The organism is Falsiroseomonas sp. HW251 (assembly GCF_050563545.1).
Taxonomy (GTDB): domain Bacteria; phylum Pseudomonadota; class Alphaproteobacteria; order Acetobacterales; family Acetobacteraceae; genus Falsiroseomonas.
In genome coordinates this window covers 269,369-285,871 of the sequence record NZ_JBNXUM010000001.1, presented here as the reverse complement: position 1 = coordinate 285,871, position 16,503 = coordinate 269,369, and the positions used below count along the sequence as shown (strand labels likewise).

19 protein-coding genes are annotated in these 16,503 nt (G+C 73.0%); 7 read left to right on the top strand and 12 right to left on the bottom strand.

From position 1 onward, the window contains the following. Nucleotides 1-3 precede the first annotated feature (3 nt). The 7 genes from ACLF3M_RS01440 to ACLF3M_RS01410 all read right to left on the bottom strand — a co-directional run bounded on the left by ACLF3M_RS01440 (nt 4) and on the right by ACLF3M_RS01410 (nt 6,362). On the bottom strand, nt 4-1,248 hold the full coding sequence (locus tag ACLF3M_RS01440; protein WP_430655056.1) for a flavin monoamine oxidase family protein: 1,245 nt from the start codon (nt 1,246-1,248) through the stop codon (nt 4-6). Further along, nucleotides 1,245-2,003 (bottom strand): TrmH family RNA methyltransferase, encoded by a 759-nt coding sequence (locus tag ACLF3M_RS01435; RefSeq protein ID WP_430655055.1) that lies wholly within the window; start codon nt 2,001-2,003, stop codon nt 1,245-1,247. Before ACLF3M_RS01435 ends, ACLF3M_RS01440 begins: the two co-directional genes overlap by 4 nt. A 35-nt stretch (nt 2,004-2,038) precedes the next feature. Next, nucleotides 2,039-3,136: a 2OG-Fe(II) oxygenase family protein gene (locus tag ACLF3M_RS01430; protein WP_430655054.1), complete on the bottom strand. Its 1,098-nt coding sequence runs from the start codon at nt 3,134-3,136 to the stop codon at nt 2,039-2,041. Nucleotides 3,137-3,165: 29 nt separating this feature from the next. Next, nucleotides 3,166-4,158 (bottom strand): Ldh family oxidoreductase, encoded by a 993-nt coding sequence (locus ACLF3M_RS01425; RefSeq protein WP_430655053.1) that lies wholly within the window; start codon nt 4,156-4,158, stop codon nt 3,166-3,168. 117 nt (nt 4,159-4,275) lie between these two features. Next, nucleotides 4,276-5,247 (bottom strand): Bug family tripartite tricarboxylate transporter substrate binding protein, encoded by a 972-nt coding sequence (locus tag ACLF3M_RS01420; RefSeq protein ID WP_430655052.1) that lies wholly within the window; start codon nt 5,245-5,247, stop codon nt 4,276-4,278. 66 nt (nt 5,248-5,313) lie between these two features. Next, complete coding sequence (locus ACLF3M_RS01415) at nt 5,314-6,099, bottom strand: ADYC domain-containing protein (protein ID WP_430655051.1); 786 nt, start codon at nt 6,097-6,099, stop codon at nt 5,314-5,316. Between the two features lie 11 nt (nt 6,100-6,110). After that, entirely contained in the window at nt 6,111-6,362 is a 252-nt protein-coding gene (locus tag ACLF3M_RS01410; RefSeq protein ID WP_430655050.1) for a hypothetical protein, read from the bottom strand. 493 nt (nt 6,363-6,855) lie between these two features. Here ACLF3M_RS01410 and ACLF3M_RS01405 point away from each other — a divergent pair, with 493 nt between their 5' ends. Next, nucleotides 6,856-8,589: a DUF6798 domain-containing protein gene (locus ACLF3M_RS01405; protein ID WP_430655049.1), complete on the top strand. Its 1,734-nt coding sequence runs from the start codon at nt 6,856-6,858 to the stop codon at nt 8,587-8,589. On the opposite strand, the gene ACLF3M_RS01400 is transcribed toward ACLF3M_RS01405, so the two are convergent. The 4 genes from ACLF3M_RS01400 to ACLF3M_RS01385 form a co-directional block, all read right to left on the bottom strand. Beyond that, nucleotides 8,567-8,731 (bottom strand): hypothetical protein, encoded by a 165-nt coding sequence (locus tag ACLF3M_RS01400; protein WP_430655048.1) that lies wholly within the window; start codon nt 8,729-8,731, stop codon nt 8,567-8,569. The two genes, ACLF3M_RS01405 and ACLF3M_RS01400, sit on opposite strands and share 23 nt — an antisense overlap. A gap of 194 nt (nt 8,732-8,925) precedes the next feature. After that, on the bottom strand, nt 8,926-10,101 hold the full coding sequence (locus ACLF3M_RS01395; RefSeq protein WP_430655047.1) for a UxaA family hydrolase: 1,176 nt from the start codon (nt 10,099-10,101) through the stop codon (nt 8,926-8,928). 13 nt (nt 10,102-10,114) lie between these two features. Next, nucleotides 10,115-10,399 (bottom strand): UxaA family hydrolase, encoded by a 285-nt coding sequence (locus ACLF3M_RS01390; protein WP_430655046.1) that lies wholly within the window; start codon nt 10,397-10,399, stop codon nt 10,115-10,117. Nucleotides 10,400-10,474: 75 nt separating this feature from the next. Next, on the bottom strand, nt 10,475-10,969 hold the full coding sequence (locus ACLF3M_RS01385) for a GFA family protein (RefSeq protein WP_430655045.1): 495 nt from the start codon (nt 10,967-10,969) through the stop codon (nt 10,475-10,477). Between the two features lie 69 nt (nt 10,970-11,038). Between ACLF3M_RS01385 and ACLF3M_RS01380 the strand changes: the two genes are divergently transcribed. From ACLF3M_RS01380 to ACLF3M_RS01370, 3 genes are all read left to right on the top strand, one after another. Beyond that, entirely contained in the window at nt 11,039-11,905 is an 867-nt protein-coding gene (locus tag ACLF3M_RS01380) for a branched-chain amino acid aminotransferase (RefSeq protein ID WP_430655044.1), read from the top strand. Nucleotides 11,906-12,010: 105 nt separating this feature from the next. Beyond that, nucleotides 12,011-12,937, top strand: a complete 927-nt coding sequence (locus tag ACLF3M_RS01375) for a DnaJ C-terminal domain-containing protein (RefSeq protein WP_430655043.1) — start codon at nt 12,011-12,013, stop codon at nt 12,935-12,937. Beyond that, a complete protein-coding gene (locus ACLF3M_RS01370) occupies nt 12,934-13,236 on the top strand; it encodes a hypothetical protein (protein ID WP_430655042.1) in 303 nt (100 codons plus the stop codon). The genes ACLF3M_RS01375 and ACLF3M_RS01370 overlap by 4 nt, the downstream gene beginning before the upstream one ends. A 176-nt stretch (nt 13,237-13,412) precedes the next feature. Here the strand turns inward: ACLF3M_RS01370 and ACLF3M_RS01365 are convergent, their stop codons facing one another. Then, nucleotides 13,413-14,702, bottom strand: a complete 1,290-nt coding sequence (locus ACLF3M_RS01365; protein ID WP_430655041.1) for a DUF445 domain-containing protein — start codon at nt 14,700-14,702, stop codon at nt 13,413-13,415. A 66-nt stretch (nt 14,703-14,768) separates the two neighbouring features. Between ACLF3M_RS01365 and ACLF3M_RS01360 the strand changes: the two genes are divergently transcribed. Genes ACLF3M_RS01360 through ACLF3M_RS01350 form a run of 3 tightly spaced genes read left to right on the top strand, consistent with a single transcriptional unit; the run spans nt 14,769 to nt 16,500 of the window. Continuing rightward, nucleotides 14,769-14,891 carry a hypothetical protein gene (locus tag ACLF3M_RS01360; RefSeq protein WP_430655040.1) on the top strand — a complete coding sequence of 41 codons (123 nt, stop codon included), beginning with the start codon at nt 14,769-14,771 and terminating at the stop codon, nt 14,889-14,891. A gap of 5 nt (nt 14,892-14,896) precedes the next feature. Continuing rightward, nucleotides 14,897-15,640 (top strand): metal ABC transporter ATP-binding protein, encoded by a 744-nt coding sequence (locus ACLF3M_RS01355; RefSeq protein WP_430655039.1) that lies wholly within the window; start codon nt 14,897-14,899, stop codon nt 15,638-15,640. Beyond that, nucleotides 15,637-16,500: a metal ABC transporter permease gene (locus ACLF3M_RS01350; RefSeq protein WP_430655038.1), complete on the top strand. Its 864-nt coding sequence runs from the start codon at nt 15,637-15,639 to the stop codon at nt 16,498-16,500. Before ACLF3M_RS01355 ends, ACLF3M_RS01350 begins: the two co-directional genes overlap by 4 nt. Nucleotides 16,501-16,503: the final 3 nt, after the last annotated feature.

Below are 16,503 nucleotides of genomic sequence, written 5' to 3'. Positions count from 1 at the left end.
GGGTCAAGCGGCGAGCGCGATGCCCGCCCCCGCCTCGCCCGACAGCCAGGCGCCGCCGACGGTCCCGGCCAGCGTGGGGTGGCAGGCCTCCCCGGCGAAGACCAGGCGCCCGCCGGCCAGCGGCGCGGCCAGCACGGCGCGCGCGCCGGCGGCGCCGACCCGGGCGTGGCTGTAGACGCCGCGGGCCAGCGGGTCGGTGCCCCAGGCCGAGACCAGCGCGCCGGGGCGGAAGGCGCGCGGGGCGTCGTGGCCGAGGCGCTTCGCGATCTCCTCGCGCATCAGCGCCTCGGCCGCGGCGGGGCCTTCGCGCTCGATGTCGGGCGCGACGCCCGCGCCGATCCAGCCATGCGCGATGGGCTGGCTGCGCGGCCAGAAGGTGATCGGCACCATCGCCTCCCCCGGCCGCACCTGGCGGTCGGTGGAGGTGTGGGCGGGCAGGCCGAGCCGGTCCTCGCCGGCGGCGTGCAGCCCGACCTTGATGGCGCGACCGAGCGGCAGGTCATGCGCGGCCTGCATCACCTCGGCCGGCAGGGCGGGGTCGAAGCGGATCGCGCCGGCCGACAGCAGCGGGGTGGGGAGGGTGCAGATCACGGCGCGGGCACGGAGCGTGCCGAAGGGGCCTTCCGCCACCGCCTCGGCGCCGCCCCAGCGCAGCGTCGCGACGGGGGCGGACAGCGTCACGGGCAGGCCGGCGCCGAGGCGTTCCAGCAGCGCGCCCATGCCGCCCTCCGGCAGGCGGTTGCCGCCTTCCAGCAGCGTCGCGGCGAAATCGTGCAGGCTGATGGCGGCGAGCGGCGCGGCGGCGATGACCTCGCCCTGCCAGGCCGCGATGGTGGCGTCCCAGGGGCCGCCCGAGGGTGCGGCGTCGGCCGCAGGGATGTCGGGGCCCCGCGCGGCGCGCGCCTCGATCGCGGCCTCGAAGGCGTTCCACGCCACGCCATAGGCAGCGTCCTCGGCCGGGGTGACGGGCCGCATGCCGGCGAAGGTGATCTCGTTGCGCAGCGCGTCGCTGTCCACCAGCGCCACGCCGACGGTGGGCGCGAGCGGCACCAGCGGGTTCTGCTCCGCCGCGTGCAGCCAGGTCGCGCCGAGGTCGAAGGGGACGCCGAGCGAGTGGTCGGTCAGCGCGCGGCCGCCGACGCGGTCACGGGCTTCCAGCACGCGGACGCTCCTTCCCGCGGCAAGCGCGGCGCGCGCAGCGGCGATGCCGGCCGCGCCCGCGCCGATCACCAGGAGATCGACGGTCACGCGGACAAGGATTTCAGAGCGTGGATCAGCACGGCCGCGGCCACCGAGACGTTCAGGCTTTCCACCGCGCCCGATCCCGGCAGGGTCACGCGCTGCGCGCAGGCCGCGACGACAGGCGGCGTCGGGCCTTCCTCCTCGTTGCCCAGCACCAGCGCGAAGGGTTTCGTCCGGGGCAGCTTCTCCGGCGCGACGCCGCCCTTCGACACCGCGGCGACCGTGGTGAAACGCGGGCCCATCGCGCGCAGCGCGACGGGCAGGTTCGGCACCCGGAACAGCGAGAGATGCTCCAGCCCGCCTTCCGCCGTGCGATAGGCCGCGTCCGACAGGCCGGCCTGCCGCGGATCGCCGGAGACCAGCATGCCCGCGCAGCCGAAGAAGGCGGCGGACCGTGCGATCGCGCCGAGGTTGTGCGGGTTGCCCACGCCGTCCAGCACCGGCAGCACGCGCTGCGACAGCAGTTCCGCCGGGAAGGGCGCGCCGAGTTCCGGCACCGGCTTGATCAGGGCAACGGCGACGATGCCGCCGTGGTGCCCGGTGCCGGCAATCCGGGAAAGCTCGTCCGGAGGTACCTCGCGATAGGGCTTGCGGGCGGCGGCCATGACCTTGCAGAGCGGGCCGGCTTCCTTGCGGCGCTCCGCGACGTAGAACAGCCGCAGCACGTCGTCCGGGCGCCTGGCGAAGACCGCCTCCACCGCCGCCACGCCGGCGACGCGGTCGGTGTCCTGCGGCCGCGGCCAGGGGGTGGTGTCCTTCATCGTTCCAGCCTTCCGGCGCTGTGCGCACCGGGAATTCAGGCCGGCGCGGCCTCGGTCCTTGCCGCCTCGATCGCGAGGAACTTCGCATTCTCCTCGCGGATCCTCGCCGCGGCGTCGTCGTAGAGGAAGGGCAGCGTCGCGTAGCGGCGGCCCTTCGTGACCGGCCGCGCCTCATGCAGCAGGGCGCAGGAAAACACAACCGCGCCGCCGGCCGGCGCGACATAGGTCTGCGGCCCGAATTCGGGGAAGCAGAGCTCGCCGCCCTCGTAGTCGCCAGTGTTGAGGTTGATGGTGACGGCGAAGCGGCGATGCGCGGTACCGAGCGTGGTGTTGTCGCGATGCGCGCGGAAGAAGCCCCTGTCGGCGCCGTCGTAGCAGGCGACGATGTAGCGCTCGATCCGCGTCGGGTTGAAGTTGAAGGCGCGGCGGATCTCGGGGCTGAGCCGCGCGGTCAGCCTGGCGCGGAAGGCCGCCTGCAGCGTCTCGTCCTCGATGAGGCAGTCCTTGCGGCGCTTGTGGCTCTGGTCGGTGAGGCCGACGGTCCTGCCGTCGACGTCGCGCATGAAGCCGCTCTCGTCGCCGCCCTGGGCCTCGTAGAGGTCGATCAGGCGGCGGCAGAAGGCGGGCTCGAAGACGCGGGGGACGATCAGCACGGGCGCGTGCACCGGCACGCCGGCGTGCTGGGCGGGCGGCGGCAGCATCGCCAGCGTCCGCATCGCGTCCTCGCCCTTCTCGAGCGGCCAGATCCCGAAGACGCGCAGCATGGGATCGAGCAGCATCCAGCCCATGCGCAGCGTGCCGTCCGGCTCCGTCGCGCGCAGCGCCTGGCGGGCGGCGCCGCTGTCGTCCCAGAGTACGCGCCTTCCCTGCCCGTCCTTCAGCCGGCCGCTCCGCTCGTCCTCAGGGTCAGTGCCGATCACGATCATGTAGGCGTTCGTCAGGTCGAGCTTCGCGGCATGCGGCGCGATGGCGGCGGCGAGCCGCTCGGCCTTGCCGGGCTCGCCGAGCGAGCCCGGGATCAGCACCATCATCCAACGCCCGGCGACGGTGTCGAAGGCGAAGCGCGGGTTGCCCTCGGCACGGGCGTGGAAGGCGGGGATCGGTTCGCCAATGGAATAGGCCGGGTGCGACATGGCGGTCTTCCTACACGAAGGTCACGCCGTCATGCCATCAGGGCTTTCAGCAGGCTTTCTGGCACCTCGATCCCGTCGGCGGCGGCGCGGGCGGCGAGGCCGCGGCGGCGGCTGCCGGGCAGGCGCACGCCGGGATCGGCGCCCATCGCCGCGACGAAGGCCTCTAGCCTGGTGGCGAAGGCGTCGGCGCCGGCGAGCGCGCCGGGATCCACCGCCAGGATCGCCTGGCCGAGGCGCGGGCGGTTGCCCTGTTCCTCGAAGAAGCTGTCGGCCTCGAAGCCGAAGGCCGCGCCGGTCAGCGCGCAGCAGAGAAGCTCGACCACCATGGCCAGCAGCGCGCCCTTGGCGCCGCCCATCGCGAGCATGGCACCGGACAGCGCGGCCTTGGCGTCGGTGGTCGGGTTGCCGTCCGCATCGAGCGCCCAGCCCTCGGGGATCGGGCGGCCTTCCTTCGCCGCGACCATAATCTTCCCGCGGGCGACCTCGCTCAGCGCCATGTCGATCACCAGGGGATCGGCGCCGCGGCGGGGGAAGGCGGCGGCAACGGGATTGGTGCCCATCAGCGCGCGCTTCCCGCCCGGCACGGGCATGGCGGCGGGCGAGTTGGTGAAGGCGAGCGCGACCAGGCCGCGCCGGGCCAGCGCCGCGACGGGCAGGCCCATCGCGCCGGCGTGGTGGCTGTTCGCGATGCCGGCAAAAGCGATGCCGTGGGTGGCGGCGCGGCTCGCGGCTTCCTCCACGGCCAGGGCGAGAGCGGGGTAGGCCAGCCCATGGCGCGCATCGATCAGCACGGCGCCGCCGCGCTGGTTCGCGATGGCGGGCTCGGCGCTGCCCTCGGCGCGCCCGTTGCGCAGGAAGGCCGCGTATTGCGGCACGCGGGACAGGCCGTGGCCGGACTGGCCCTCGGATTCGGCAGCGACCAGCGCGGTTGCGGTCAGCGCGGCCATACGGGGGTTGGCGCCGGCGCGCAGCAGCGCGTCGCAAGCGAGGGTCTCGGCTTCGGGCAGGGTCAGGCGGGGCATTCTTCTCCTCGGGCCGCGAAGGTGGCCCCGCGCGCGGCGGGACGGAGGATCAGACGCAACAGCGCGCAGGCGCGGAAGGCAAGCGGCCGGAGGCCGCGCCCGCCGCCTGAGGGCACATCAACTATCGGGCTTGATCTGCGCCTCGGTCACGAGCGTCGCCCAGCGATCCGTCTCCTCCCGGACATACCGCGTGGACCGCGCGCTGTCCCAGGCCAGCACCTGGAAGCCCGCGTCGCGCGCGCGCTTCGCGGTGTCCGGATCGGCCATCGCGGCCAGCACGTCGCGCTCCAGCCGGGCGAGCAGGGGTGCCGGCACCGCCGCCTGGGTCAGCACCGCGGTCCAGTTCGTGATCTCGAGCTCCGGCACGCCGAGCTCACGCACCGTCGGCACCTCCGGCACCAGGGGATGCCGCTCGGCGCTGGTGATGGCGAGCGGGCGCAGCCTGCCGCCGCGGATCTGCGCCAGGCATTCCGGCAGGTTGCTCACCATCACGTCGAGATTGCCGGCGGCGAGGTCCGTTACCGAGGGCGCTCCGCCGCGATAGGGGACGTGCACGATGTTGTCGCCGGCCCGCGATACGCGGCGCAGCAGTTCGAGCCCGAGATGCGGGGGCGAGCCGTTGCCGGAGCTGCCGCCGTTGAGCGTGCGCGTGCGCGCAAGCTGGATCAGCGCGTCCAGGCTCTGCGCGGGGCTGCGTTCGGCGTTCACGACGACGACCAGCGGCAGCGAGCCCAGCATGGAGACCGTCGCGAAGTCGCGGCGGAAATCGTAGGGCGCCTGGGGGAACAGCGTCGCGTTGACGGCATGCGTCAGCGTGATGGCAAGCAGCGTGTGGCCGTCGGGCGGCGCCTTCGCCGCCATATCGGCGCCGATCAGCGCGTTGCCGCCGGCGCGGTTGTCGATGACGACGGCCTTGCCCCAGACCTCGCCGAGCCGCTGCGCAAGGATGCGGGCCATGATGTCGGTCAGCCCGCCCGGCGGGAAGGGCACGATGTAGCGGGGATTGCGGTCGGGAAAGCCGGCCTGCGCGCGGGCCGGCCCCGGCAGGGCGAGCGCGGTGGCGAGCGTCAGGGCCGTGCGGCGGCGCATGGGCATCTCCCGGTGTGGTGGCGGGAGACTGGCGCGGCAGCGGGCCGGGGCACAAGCGCCGCGGCGCTACCGTCGCCGGGACCGGTTGAAGACCAGCGCGCCGAGGGCGGCGGCGCGCGCCTCGTCGCAGGCCTCGGGGCCGGTGCGGCCGGCCAGGCGCGGGACCTCGGCGACGATGGCGGCGAGGTCGCCGTTCTCCGGGATGCGGGGATGCGCGACGCAGACCGCGCCGTCGGGCGCCCAGCCTGCCTCGAACGCCTGGCCGGGGTCGTTGGCGGCGGATTGGATGCCGACGCGGTCGTAGATGTCCACTGCCGTGCCGTCGCGGGTGAAGCCGTGCTCGCCGCCGCCATAGGCCGCGCGCAGCAGGTTCACGCAGGCCGCGTGGAAGGGGCCGAGCGAGCGTCCGTCGGGCAGCGCCGCCCAGGGGCGGTAGCCGAAGCGGATGCACTTGCCGTTGCCGCCGGCCGAGCAGGTGAAGGCGAGCGCGCCGCCCGGCCCGGGCATCGCCAGGCCGAGCCGCTCGCCCTGCGGGTCGGGCTCGCAGAACTCGGCCCAGGGCGCGTCGGGCGCGGCGCCGGCGGCGCGGGCCGAGAGGCGGAAGAGCCAGACATCGGCGACCGGGGTGCCGGGCTCGGCGCCGGGGACGCCGCCATCGCGGCGCGCGGCGTCGAGCCGGATGTCGAGCCCGTCGAAATGCAGCACGCCGCCGACGAGATCGGCGCCGCGCAGCACGCGGCCGTCGGAGAGCTCGGCGCGGATGTCGCCGCCCTCCGCCGCCAGCCGGGTCAACCGCGGCTGCGCGACGGCGGGCGCGGCGAGGAGCAGGAGGAGCAGGAGCCGGACGAGCATGGCGGCGGCGATCAGCGGGCCTCGGCGCGCTCGCCCGTGGGCAGGGTCAGGCCGGCGGGGGCGGTGATTGCCGCGGCCGCGTCCGTCGCGGTGCCGTTGAACGTCCGGCCCTGCAGCACGGGGCCGTTGAGGGATGCCCCGTTCATCGCGATTCCGTTGAACGCGACGCCGTTCAGGCTGACGCCCTGGAGCACGAGTCCGGGTCCGGCGAGGGCCGGGGCGGCGAGGCTGGCGAGGACGGCGGCGAGGGCGAGGCGGCGCATGGCATGGTCTCCGGCGTGGTGCGGAAGGCCCGATGCCGTCCGCCGCGGCGGCTCCTGCCGTCCGCGATCCGGATCATTGCGACTTCAGGTTTCAGCCGTGCTTCGCCCCGTGTTGCCGGTTTCGCGGGCGATGTCGCGGGCTTCGCGGGCGGGGCAGAACCGGGCTGCCGCCGCGTGCCGATCCGTGCTGGAAGGGGGAAGGTGGGGGGTGGGAGCAGTCGTTTTGCCGGGGGACGCCGCCCCCACCCCAACCCGCCCTCCTGGGAACCCTGGAAGGGCGGGATCTCGTAGGGATCACTATGCCGATCCCGTGTTTCACGACGATGTTGCGCCAAGGCGTTTTTGGTTTCGCGCGTTTCGCGCTGTCCGGCGTGATCCGTTCGGATGAAATGACGCGCCCGTGATCGCGCCCCGCTCCGCCGCGCGTGACCGCCTGGCCGCGCAACCTTCCGCGGCGCGCGCGGTTGCGCCTGCGTCTGGGGAAGGGATCGGCATGGCCGAGGCGAAAACCGCGCGCGCCGCCCGGCACGGCGTGGCGGAGACGGCTGCCGTGGGCCTGCCGATGCTCTGCGTGATCGCGGCGGTGGCGGCGGCGCTGACGATCCTGGTGCAGGGCTTCGTCTTCGGCTGGTCCAACAACCTGTTCCAGGTGCCCTTCGTCGAGGGCTGGTTCGACGACCCCGCCTTCGCGAACGACGCCTTCGTGCAGTCGCTGCGATTCTTCGCGTCCTGGGTGTGGTCGCTGGCGGGGCTGATGGCGCCCGCGACGGGGACGGAGCAGGCGTTCCTCATCCTCCACATCGCCAGCCGCTTCCTGATGATGCTGACCGCGGCGCTGCTGGTCCGCGAGGTCGGGCCGCGAGGCGTGGCGGGGATCGCCGTCGCGATGCTGGCGCTGGCGCTGGCGGACGGGCTGCACCGGACGTCGCGGGTCGGCGGCCATGACCTCTACTATTGGTTCTTCAGCCATTCCGGCGTGACCTGGCCGGTGATCCTGCTGTCGCTGCTGGCGCTGATCCGCGGGCATGTCGTGGCGGCGGTGGCTGCGAACGGCGTGGTGTTCGGCATAAACGGCTTCGTCGCGGCGACGCATGGGGTCGGCCTGCTGACGGGCGCGCTGGGTCTGTGGCCGAAGGAGCGGGCGGGGCGGTGGCGCCTGGTGCGGCAATGGCTGCTGGGCCTGGTGCTCGCGCTGCTGGTCGGCGCGCCGACGCTGGTCTGGGTGTGGCAGATGCTGGCGACGCAGCCGCCGCCCGCCGCAGGCTTCGACGGGCGGGATTTCCTCTGGTCGTACTGGCCGGAGCATTGGTGGGTGAGCTTCGCGCCCTGGCGCGACCGGCTCTGGGCGGTGCTGAACGCCGTGGCGGGCCTGCTGGCGCTGCTGCTGCTGGGCAAGCGGGCGCGGGTGCTGCTGTGGGCGTATTGCGGCTACGCCGCGGTCTTCGCGCTGGCCGGGCTGCTTCCGCACGTGACGCATTCCCTGACGATCCTGAACCTGCATCCCCTGCGCATCGGGTCGGGGCTGGTGACCTTCCTGGCGACGCTGGCGGTGGTCGCGGCGACAGCGCGGGCGCTGCTGGAGGAGCAGGGCGGCGCCGCGCGGCGCTGGCTCGCGGCGATCGCGATGCTGGCGATCGCCTGGGGGTCGCTGAAGGCGATGCCGGTCGCAGTCGTGTCGCTCGGTGCGCTGCTGGCGATGCGGCGAGCGCGGCCGGCCTGGCTGGGCTGGGTGCCGGACTGGGCGCCGGCGGCGGCGGTGGCGCTGCTGGCCGCGCTGGTGCCGCTGCGGCTGGCCGAGTTCGCCGAGACCCGCGCCGCCCGCACGCGGGACGCCGCGGCGCAGCGCGAGATCGGCGACTGGCTGCGCGAGCGCACGCCGGCGGAGGCGATGGTGCTGGTGCCGGCCGCGGCGACGCCGCCGCATTCGCACAACATCCAGGTCTGGGCGCGGCGGCGCTTCTGGGTGGACTGGAAGCGCGGCGGCGCTGTGCAGTGGTCGCCGCACTACCACGCGGAATGGAGCTCGCGGCTGCGCGAGGTGCAGGCGCTGCGCGGCGTGGGCGACGACATCGCCTATGCCTGCGCGAACGGCATCGGCTGGCTGGTCGAGACGCCGGAGCGGCTGCGCGGCGCGCGGCCGCCCAGGCTGGCGTTCCGCACGGAGCGCTATGCCGTGGTGGAGGTGGCGCCGGGCTGCGCGGGGGTCAGCGGCGCCCGGCCAGGATGAAGGGCATCTGGTCCAGCGCCTCGCCGACCCATGACAGCGGGACGGGCTCCGGCTGAGGCGTCGGTTCGGCGAAGGCGAAGCCGAGGAGCAGGCCGAGCCAGACGCAGAGCAGGACGGCCAAGACGGGGCGCTTGACGGTCATCGGTGCGGGTCCTTCCGGGTGGTTGCGTGGTGGCGGAAGGATGACGGGCGCGCGTTTCGCGCGGACTTCGCGGGCGTTTCGGGATGGTGTTGCGGGTTGCGGGGCGCGCTTCCTCCCCGGCCTCGCTTTCCTTCCCCCGCTAGCGGGGGAGGGAGCCGATGAGCGGGGGACGGAGCGCCCTTCGCCGACGCGCCTCAGGCGCTTTCGTAGAGCCTGGTCAGGCTGAACTCGCGGTGGCCGAGCAGTTCGGCCGCGGTCAGCTCGCCATCCGCCGTGCGCAGCATGCAGTCCAGCAGCGCCTCGCCAGCGTCGTCCATGTTCATGCGCTTCTGCAGCAGGCCCGTGACATCGACGTCGATGTGCTCCGACATCGTGCGCTGCGTGCGCGGGTTCGCCGTCAGCTTGATCACCGGCAGGATCGGGTTGCCGATGACGTTGCCCTGGCCCGTCGGGAAGAAATGCACGGCATAGCCCGACGCCGCGCAGAGCGTGACCATCTCCGCCGCCGCCGAGGAGCTGTCCATGAACCACAGGCCGGGACCGGTCGGCTCCTCCGCCTTGTCCAGCACCCCGTCCACCAGGCACTTCCTGCCGATCTTCTGGATGTTGCCGAGCGCCTTCTCCTCGATGGTGGTCAGGCCACCCTCGATGTTGCCCTTGGTCGGCTGGCTCTCGCTGAGATCGTTGGTCTTGTTCGCCTCGATCATGCGCTGGTAGCGGTCGAACATCGCCATGAACTGCGCGGCGATTTCCGGCGTGCGGCAGCGCTTGGCGACGAGGTGCTCGCCGCCGGTGATCTCGCTGGTCTCGCCGAAGACCAGCGTGTTGCCGTTCTCCCACAGCTTGTCGAAGGCATTTCCTACTGTCGGGCAGGACGCCAGGCCCGACGTGGTGTCGGATTCGCCGCACTTCGTGCTGACCCAGAGCTCCGTCAGCTCGGCCCTGGTCTTCTTCAGGCGGGACGCGTGCTTGACCAGGCGATACGCGGCGCGCGAGGCGTTGGCGATGGTGTTGATGTCGCCGTTCTGCTCGATGGCGAAGCCCTCGACGGGCTTGCCGGACTTTGCGATGCCCTCGACGATCCTGCCGGTCCAGCCGGGTTCGATGCCGACGACGATGACGCCGGCGACGTTGGGGTTCGTGCCGGTGCCGATCAGCGTGCGGAAATGGAGGTCCAGGTCCGCGCCGAACTGCAGGCGGCCATAGGCGTGCGGGATCGCCATGGCACCCTTGATGTTGTTCGCCACCGCCTCCGCCGCCGCGTTGGACAGGTCGTCCACGGGCAGGATGATGACGTGGTTGCGCACGCCCATGCGGCCGTTCTCGCGCCGCCAGCCCTCGAAGGAAGCGCCCTTCAGATCGATGCCCATGATGGCGTTTCCCCTACCAGCGCTTCGTCTTGACGTTGTGGACGTGCAGATGCTCGCCGGCGCCGATGTCCTTCACCGCGCGGCCAATGTCGACGCCGTACTTGATGATGGTGTCGCCCGACCTGATGCCCTTGATCGCCAGCTTGTGGCCGATCGGGATGTCCGACTTCGCGTCGAACTCGATCATGCGGTCCTGGTCCATGATCCAGCCGTTGAGGCGCGTGCCGGCCTTCAGGCCTTCCACCACCACCACGCCCACGCTGTCGCCCTCGTCATGGACGACGAAGTGGATCGTCATCGCGCTTCCTTCCCCTTGGAACTTCGGTTTGCAGGCGGGAACCTAGGCGCCGCGCGATGGGCGCGCAATCCGCGCTCAGCCGAAGACGCGGCGCGCCGGCATGGCGGTTTCCACGAGGCGGGGCTCGTTCAGCGCGCCGTCCTGGGCGCGGGCATGGCCGGGGAAGGCCCGGGTGCCCTCGGGCAGCAGCGTGTCGGGGCGGGCGACCTCGCAGAAGAGGTGATTGGCCTCCGACGGGCGGACCTCGATCCAGTCGGGCTCGTCGAAGGTGCCGGCATAGATCCCGGCCGCGCCGGGGAAGCGTTCGAAGGTCAGGAACAGCTTGGTGCCGCAGCGCGGGCAGAAATGCACATGGACGAGCTTGCCGCTGCCTTCGGACCGGTGGTCGTAGGTCGCGGGCTCGCCTTCCGTGACGCGGAAGGCCGCGAGGTCGAAGACGGGTTCGACCATGTAGGCCGTGCCGGTGGCTCGCTGGCACCAGCGGCAGTGGCACACCGTCACGCGCAGCGGCGCGCCTTCCGTCTCGTATCGGATCGCGCCGCAGATGCAGCCGCCGGCATGGATCGTCATCCTCGCCTCCTTCCCGGCCCCGCGGGCGCGTGGCAGAACAGCCGGGCCAAGCAAGGGGAGCAGAACGACATGGCCGGCGTCTACTGGTACGACGGCAAGTGGTATGCCGAGGAGCCCAAGATCATGGGCCCGATGGACCATGCGATGTGGCTCGGCAGCGTCATCTTCGACGGCGGCCGCTCGATCAGGGGCGTGGCGCCGGACCTCGATCGCCACTGCCAGCGCTGCGTCGCCTCCGCTAGGGCGATGCTGATGAAGCCCACCAGGACCGCCGAGGAGATCGAGGCGCTCTGCCGCGAGGGCATCGCGAGGATGGGGCCGGAGGCGGAGCTCTATGTCCGGCCGATGTTCTTCATCCGCAAGGGGCTGGGCGGCGCGCGGCCCGACCCCGACAGCACCGACTTCATCCTGGCAATCTATGACAGCCCGCTGCCGGGCTTCACGGGCTTCTCGGCGACGCTGGCGCCCTTCCGCCGCCCGTCGCCGGACCAGGCGCCGACCGACGCCAAGGCGGCCTGCCTCTATCCCAACGGCGCGCGCGCCAGCGCCTGGGCGGCGGAGCGCGGCTTCGACAACGCCGTGATGTGCGACGCCGAGGGCCTGGTCGCCGAATTCGCCTCGGCCAACATCATGTTCGCCAAGGACGGGGTGGTGGTCACGCCGTCGCCGAACAACACCTTCCTCAACGGCATCACGCGCCAGCGCGTGATCGCCCTGCTGCGCCAGGCCGGCGTGACGGTGGAGGAGCGCGCGGTGACGCCGGAGGAGCTCGACACCGCCGACGAGATCTTCTCGACCGGCAACTACGCCAAGGTGCAGCCCTGCACGAACTACAACGGCCGCTCGCTGCAGCCCGGCCCGATCGCCCGCAAGGCGCGGGACCTCTATTTCGACTGGGCGGAGAAGAACTGGCGCATCCTGCCGAAGGCGGCGTGAGCAGCCCCGCCGCAGCCCGGGGTCGCCACCCCTTGAGACGGCCGTTCCGCGTCGCGATCTGCCGGGAACAGGTTCCGGCCGAGAGCGGCCGGAGGGAGGCAGGGATTGGCCGACGACCCCTATGACATCCTCGGGGTGAAGCGCGACGCGTCGCAGGACGACATCCGCAAGGCGTACCGCAAGCTCGCGCGGAAGCTGCACCCCGACCTCAATCCCGGCGACAGGGCGGCGGAGGAGAAGTTCAAGCGCGTCGCCGCCGCCAACGACATCGTCGGCGACCCCGAGAAGCGCGCCCGCTTCGACCGGGGCGAGATCGACGCCGCCGGCAACGAGCGCCCGCCGCCGCAGGAGCATTTCTACCGCGACTTCGCGGAGCGGCCGGGGGCCGAGGCCTATGGCGGCGCCGGCGGCTACGAGGACATCCTGGACGACGAGCTGCTGTCGCAGCTTTTCGGCCGCGGCGGCGCCGGCGCGCGCGGCGGGCGGACCATCCGCATGCGCGGGCAGGACGTGCAGGGGCGGCTCGCGCTCGATTTCCTCGATGCGGTGAACGGGGCAACGAAGCGGCTGACGCTGCCGGACGGGACGACCATCGACGTCACGGTCCCGGCCGGCACGCGCGACGGCCAGGTGCTGCGGCTGCGCGGCAAGGGCGGCAAGGGCATGGGCGGCGGGCCCGATGGCGACCTGCTGGTCGAGATCGAGGTCGGCCCGCACCGGCACTTCACGCGCAAGGGCGACGACATCCACCTGGATCTCCCGGTCTCGCTGCGGGAGGCCGTGCTGGGCGGCAAGGTGGAGGTGCCGACGCCCGCCGGCGCGGTGATGCTGAACGTGCCGAAGGGATCCAACACCGGCAGCGTGCTGCGCCTACGCGGCCGCGGCGTGAAGCGCGCGGACGGCACCGCCGGGGATTGCTACGTCACGCTGCAGGTGGTGCTGCCGGACACGCCGGACCCTGATCTCGAAGCCTTCGTGGAGGGCTGGGAGGCCGGCAAGGCAGCGGATCCTCGGCAGGGGAGATTCGCATGATCGAGACCCGCGAGTTCCTGATGCGCGCGCGGCTGGACGAGTCGACGCTCGAGATGTTCGTGGAATCCGGCTGGATCGTCCGGCGGGAGGGGTTCGAGGAAGCCGACCTCGCCCGCGCCCGCCTGGTGCGCGACCTGCGGGAGGCCATGGGCGTGAACGACGAGGGCGTGTCGGTCGCGCTCGACCTGGTGGACCGGCTGCACGCGACGCGGCTGGTGCTAAAGCGCGTCGCGTCGGCGCTGCAGGAGCTGCCGGAGCCGGTGAGGACGGAGGCGTTGCGGGTGTTGCGGGAGGAGTAAGGCGGGGAGAGGCATGGGTGAGGGGGTCGCAAAGCTTGCCGGCGCAGCGCTGCCAGCGCTTCGCGCGCCCCCCTCACCCGCTCCCCCTAGGCGCTGCGCGCCAAGGCTGCGCGACCCTCTCCCCCCTGTCGGGGGGAGAGGGAAAGACAGGGGAATGGGGTCGGGCACCTTGATGCCTACACCGCCACCTTCCCGAACAGCGCCGTCAGCAGCGCGAACAGCGCCCCGCCGACCAGGAACCCGACCAGCGTCCCGTTGACGCGCACATATTGCAGGTCCTTGCCCACGCGCAGCTCGATCTTCTCGGTCACCGTCGCGGTGTCCCAGTTCGCGACCACGCCGGCGATGAAGTCGGACAGGCGGGACCGCGCATTCGGCAGAAGCGTCATCAGCACGCCCTCGGCCGCGCGGTTGAGCCGGGCGCGGGCGGCCTCGTCCTCCTCCAGCACGCGGCCGAGATTGCCGAGCAAGCCGGCGATGGCCTGGACCGTGCGCCCCTCGGGGTTCGCGGCATCGGCCAGGATGGCGTCCCGCAGCCGGCCCCAGACATCGCCGAGCCAGGCGGAGACCGCGGGATGCGCCAGCGCCTGGCGCACAGCGCGGCCGATCGCGGCCGCTCGCTCGGGGTCGGTCTGCATGCGCGCGATCTCGTCGCGCACCCAGGCCTCGAAGGCGCGCCTGAGGTCGCTGTCGCCGGGCTCGACGCGGTCGAGTTCGGCGTTGATCGCGCCCAGCACCCGGCGCGCGATGGCCGCACCCGCGATCCAGCCGACGAGCGGCCCGCCCTCGGCGCGGACGCGCGCCTGGATCGCGTCCTTGAGCTGGTCCTCCTTGGCGATCAGCAGCGTCTTGATCTGCCCGACCGCGAGGTTGAAGACCTCCTGGTGGTGGCCGCCCTCGAGCAGGGTGGTGAGCGTCCGTGCGATCAGCTGCGCGGCGCCCGGCCCGCCGGCCAGGCGCGGGATCACGCGCGCCAGCAGCTTCTTCGCCCGCCCGTCCTCCAGCGTGCGCACGACGCGCGGCATCAGGCCGGCCATGGCCAGCGCCGCCGGCTTCACCGCCTCCTCGTCGCGGAGGAAGTCGCGCATGATCCGCGCGAGGTCGAGGCGGGCGAGGACGCGGCGCACCTCGTCCTCGGTGAAGACATGGTTGGCGACGAAGCGGCCGAGGCCGGCGCCGAGCCTCTCCTTCTGGTTCGGGATGATGGCGGTGTGCGGGATGGGCAGGCCGAGCGGATGGCGGAACAGGGCGGTGACCGCGAACCAGTCCGCGATGCCCCCCACCACGCCGGCCTTGGCGGAAGCCTGCAGCAGCTCCGTCCAGTAGCCCGGGGGCAGGGAGTAGGTGCCGACCAGCAGGCCGCCCATGCCGCAGAGCAGGCCGGTGGCGAGCGCCCGGTGGCGGACCAGGTTGCGCCGCAGCTCGGCGTCCGGGTCCGGCGGGGGGAGGAGAGGGCTGCCCTGCATGGGGTGCGGAGGTAATGGCCGGAAGAGGCTTTGCCCAGCCGGGGGATGCTACGTTATAAGATAACCATGGCCCGCCGCGCTCTCGCCAACCCGCTCGACCTGTCCGCCGGCGCGGGATCCCGCCTGGCGCTGGCCGCGGTGGTGCTGGCCGTCCTGTGGCTGGCCGTGGCCTGGGCCATGGCGGTCTGACCGCGATGCGGGGTCCGGAACTCGCGATCGAGCATCTGACGGCGGCGCACCGGCGGCATCCCGCGGTGCATCACCTCTCGGCGCGCTTCGCGCCGGGCAGCCTGACCGCCCTGGTCGGGCCGAACGGCGCGGGCAAGACGACGCTGCTGCGCGCGGTCGCCGGTCTGCATCCCTGCGACGAGGGCCAGGTCCGCGTCACCTGCGGGGATGGCCGCTCGGCCCGCATCGCCCTGCTGCCTCAGCAGTCCGGGATGGACCGGAGCTTCCCGATCCTCTGCCGCGACGTGGTGCTGCAGGGGCTGTGGTCGAGGCTCGGGGCCTTCCGCGGCGCCTCCGCCGCGGACCGCGACCGCGCGGCCGGGGCGCTGGAGGCCGTCGGCCTTCGCGGCTTCGAGACGCGGCCGGTCGGCGAGATGTCGGCCGGCCAGTTCCAGCGCCTGCTGTTCGCCCGGCTGCTGGTGCAGGACGCCGACCTGATCCTGCTGGACGAGCCCTTCAACGCCGTGGACGCCCGCACCGCCGCCGACCTGCTGGCGATGGTGCGCCGCTGGCACGGGGAAGGCCGGACGGTCGTCGCGGTGCTGCACGACCTGGATCTCGTGCGGGAGGAATTCCCGGATTGCCTGCTTCTGGCGCGCGAGAAGATCGCGATGGGCCCGACGGCAGAGGTGCTGAGCGCCGCCAACCGGCTCAAGGCGCGGATGATGGCCGAGGCCTGGGACGAGGCGGCGCCGGCCTGCGCGGCGTGACGGAGCTTCTCGCCCCCTTTGTCGAATTCGGCTTCCTCCGCCGCGCCCTGGTGGGCTGCCTGGCGCTGGCGGTCGGCGCGCCGGTCCTCGGCGTCTTCCTGATGCTGCGCCGGACCAGCCTGACGGCGGAGGTGCTGGCGCATGGCGTCACGCCCGGGATCGCGGCGGGCTTCCTGCTGGCGGGCGCCTCGGTGCCCGCGATGTCGCTGGGGGGCCTGCTCGCGGGGCTGGCGGTCGCGCTCGGCGCCGGCGCCCTGTCGCGCGCGACCGGCGGGCGCGAGGACGCCGCGCTGACCGCGCTCTACCTCATCGCGCTGGCGCTCGGCGTGGCGCTGGTGTCGCTGCGGGGGGATGCGGCTGATCTGACCCACCTGCTCTTCGGCCAGGTGCTGGGGGTGGATGACGAGGCGCTGTGGCTGATGGCCGGCGCGGCGACGGTGACGCTGCCGGCGCTGGCGCTGGCCTGGCGGCCGCTCGCGCTCGAGACCTTCGATCCGGCCTTCGCGCGGGCCGAAGGCGCTCGCGGCGGGCTGTGGCACATGCTGTTCCTGGCGCTGGTCGTGCTGAACGTGCTGGCCGCCTTCCAGGCCATGGGGACGCTGATGGCGGTGGGGCTGATGATGCTGCCCGCGGTCGCGTCGCGGCACTGGGCGCGGCAACTCTCGGGGCTGGCCTATGCGGCGGTGGGGATCGCCGCGGTCTCGGCCTTCGCGGGACTGCTGGCGTCCTATTGGCTCGACCTGCCATCCGGCCCTGCCATCGTGCTGACGGCGGGGCTGGCCTGGGCGGTGTCGGTGGTGACGGGGCCGGTGGACGGGCTGCTGCAGAGGGCGATCCGGCGGCCGCACCTGGCGGGCTGAACC